The 3,130-nt window shown below is 65.3% G+C and carries 3 protein-coding genes and 1 pseudogene; all 4 read left to right on the plus strand.

Annotation, left to right across the window (positions count from 1 at the left end):
- Positions 1–143: pseudogene (locus DXK50_RS25305) on the plus strand (P-type conjugative transfer protein TrbL); the annotation flags it as partial.
- Between the two features lie 12 nt (positions 144–155).
- The gene (trbF, locus tag DXK50_RS24690; RefSeq protein ID WP_212632126.1) at positions 156–863 is read left to right on the plus strand and encodes a conjugal transfer protein TrbF; all 708 of its coding nucleotides are present in this window, start codon (positions 156–158) and stop codon (positions 861–863) included.
- Positions 860–1,846, plus strand: a complete 987-nt coding sequence (gene trbG, locus DXK50_RS24695) for a P-type conjugative transfer protein TrbG (protein WP_212632127.1) — start codon at positions 860–862, stop codon at positions 1,844–1,846. Before trbF ends, trbG begins: the two co-directional genes overlap by 4 nt.
- 2 nt (positions 1,847–1,848) lie before the next feature.
- Positions 1,849–3,114 (plus strand): TraB/TrbI/VirB10 family type IV secretion system protein, encoded by a 1,266-nt coding sequence (locus DXK50_RS24700; protein WP_212632128.1) that lies wholly within the window; start codon positions 1,849–1,851, stop codon positions 3,112–3,114.
- Positions 3,115–3,130: the final 16 nt, after the last annotated feature.

The following is a 3,130-nucleotide window of genomic DNA, read 5'->3' on the forward strand; positions in this document are numbered from 1 at the left end:
CCAAACAGCCCGACTGGGCCACGCGCCTGCAGCGCAGGCAACAACTCTCACAGGCCACCAGTACGGTCGCCCATACCCTACGTGGTGGCGATGGCGGTGGTTCATCACCTGGGCCGCAGATTCGCGACCCATCGAATTCGTAAAGGAGGACGAAGATGCGATTCAGACGTCCACGGGTACGCTACAGCGACACCCCACAACCCATCGCGCCCTACCAGGCCGCGGCACAGGCCTGGGATCTACGCATGGGCAGCAGCCTGGCGCAGGCGCGTAACTGGCGGCTGATGGCCTTCGGTTCTCTGGGCCTGGCGCTGCTGATGGCCGGCGGTCTGGTCTGGCGTTCGGCGCAGTCGACGATGACGCCCTATGTGGTGGAGGTCGACAACCTCGGTCAGGTACGCGCCGTCGGCGAAGCCGCCAGCCCCTACCAGCCCCAGGATGCGCAGATCGCCCACCACCTGGCGCGCTTTATCGAGCAGGTGCGCTCGCTATCAATCGATCCGGTGGTAGTCCGGAAGAACTGGCTCGAGGCCTATCACTCCACCACCGACCGAGGTGCGGCCACCCTCAATGATTATGCACGCGCCAACGATCCCTTCACCCGGGTCGGCAAGGAGTCGGTATCGGTTGAGGTCACCAGCGTGGTGCGTGCCAGCGACAGCTCGTTCCAGGTGCGCTGGATCGAACGCCGTTTCGTGAATGGTACGGCAGCCGGCCTGGAGCGCTGGACAGCGGTCATCTCGCTGGTACTGCAGCCTCCGCGCACCGAGGAAAAACTGCGCCGCAACCCGCTAGGTATTTACGTCAACGGCCTGTCCTGGAGCCGTGAGCTGGACACTACGGAAGGAGCCAAGAAGCCATGAGAACTACCCAGAGCATTTACATCTGCCCTCTGCTGCTGAGCGTGCTGGCCGGCTGTGCCAGCCAGCAGCCGCCAGTGATCGCGCTGGATGAACCGGTCGAGGCGCAGCGTCTGCCGGAGCCGCCCAAGCCCATCGAGGTAGTGGAAGTACCCAAGCCCCTGGCCCTGCCCGACCAGCTCAAGCCACTGCCAGAAACTCAGCGCAGCAAGCCGGCCAAGGAGCCAGCCGATGAGCGCGTGCGGGTCTCGCGCGCCAATCGCGACGCTCGGGTGGCACCGAGCCGCGAGGGCTATATCAACGCCATCCAGATCTGGCCCTACTCCGATGGCGCGCTGTATCAGGTGTACGCCAGCCCGGGTAGGGTGACGGCAATCAACCTGCAGCCCGGCGAGGAACTTGTCACCGTGGCCGCTGGCGACACCGTGCGCTGGATCGTCGGCGACACCACCAGCGGAAGCGGAGACGAGCTACGCACCAGCGTGCTGATCAAACCGACGCGGGTCGACCTCAAGACCAACCTGGTGATCACCACCACGCGCCGAACCTACCTGATCGAGCTGACGTCCACCGAGCACGCCTGGATGGCGTCGGTGTCCTGGGACTACCCCAAGGATCGCATGCTCGCGCTGCAACGCCGCGCCGGCGCCGCCCAGGCCGCAGCACCGGTGGATGTTGGCCTGACAATAGAGAAGCTGCGCTTTCGCTATGCGATCAGCGGCAGCAATCCACCCTGGAAGCCGCTGCGCGCCTTCGATGACGGCCGCAAGGTGTATATCCAGTTCCCGGCCGGCATCGCCCAGGGCGAGTTGCCGCCGCTTTTCGTGATCGGCCCCGAAGGTGACGGGCAGCTGGTCAACTATCGTTTCCGCTCTCCCTACTACATCGTCGACCGCCTGTTCGGCGCGGCCGAGCTGCGCCTGGGCGCCGACAAGGGTGACGTGGTGCGGATCGAGCGCACCGACGGCGTGGCACGGAGGCCATGAGCATGACGGCCAAGAACGAAAACCAAGCCGGAGCAACCTCGCTACCGCCCAAGGAGGCACCGGAGTCGCTGGAGCTGCGCGCCAAACCTCGCCCTGTCACCCGACTCAACCCACGCATGCTGGCGGTAGTGGTCGGCGGCCTGTCGGCTGCGGTACTCGGAGCCATGCTGTGGTCGCTGCAACCGCAGCAGCGCCGCCAGGGCGCTGAGCCGAACGAGCTATACAACGTCGACCGCGTGGCACGCTCCGAGGGGCTGGAGCAGTTGCCGGCGGACTACTCGCAGTTACCGCCTCCACCTGCGCCCGAGATACCGCAACTGGGGCCGCCGCTGCCCGGCGATCTGGGCGGGCCAATCCTCAGGGCGGAGCAGCAGGCGCAAGGTTATGGACATGGGCCAGATGCCGCCGAAGCAGAGCGCCTGGCCCTGCTCAAAGAAGCTGAGGAAGCAGCGCAGTCCTCGGTGTTTTTCCAGACCAGCAGCGCGCGGAAATCGAACGTCGCATCCGCTGGGAGTGCCCAACCCGATCCTATGACCCTGGGTATGGTCTCGTCAGGCACGGTAGCCGCAACTGCAGGAACACCAACGCAGCAGGAGCGGAACGAGGCGTTTCTCAGTAAATCCGTAAATGCAAAAATCCGTAATTCCGGATTGCTGCAGATGCCTGAATCGCCCTACCAGGTGATGGCCGGCACCGTCATCGCGGCGGCGCTGGTCACCGGTATCAAGTCGGATCTACCCGGCGACGTGATCGCCACGGTGACCGAGCCGGTCTACGACAGCGCCACCGGTGAGCACGTGCTGATCCCCCAAGGCGCGCGCCTGCTGGGCCGCTACAACAGCCAGGTGAGCTACGGACAAAGCCGCGTGCAGGTGGTGTGGCAGCGGGTGATCCTGCCGGACACCTCGTCCTTCCAGCTCGACAACCTGGTGGGTACCGACGCCGCCGGCTATGCCGGTCTCGAGGATGGCGTCGACTGGCACTGGGATCGGATCGTCGCCGGCGCAGCCATGACCAGCCTGCTGGGTATCGGTGCCGAGTTGGCCGCACCGACCAGTCGCACCGATGGCGACCGCATCATCATCGCCGGGCGCGACAGCCTGCAGGACACGGTGAACCAGGCTGGCCAAGAGGTCACCCGCCGCAACCTCGATATCCAGCCCACCCTGACCCAGCGTCCGGGTCTGCCAGTGCGCGTGATCGTCAACCGCGATCTGGTGCTGCGCCCCTACCAGCCCATCACCGTTCAACAAAGGAGTTCGCAATGAGCACGACCAAACTGCG

Source organism: Pseudomonas sp. KB-10, from assembly GCF_018221585.1.
GTDB lineage: Bacteria > Pseudomonadota > Gammaproteobacteria > Pseudomonadales > Pseudomonadaceae > Aquipseudomonas > Aquipseudomonas yangonensis.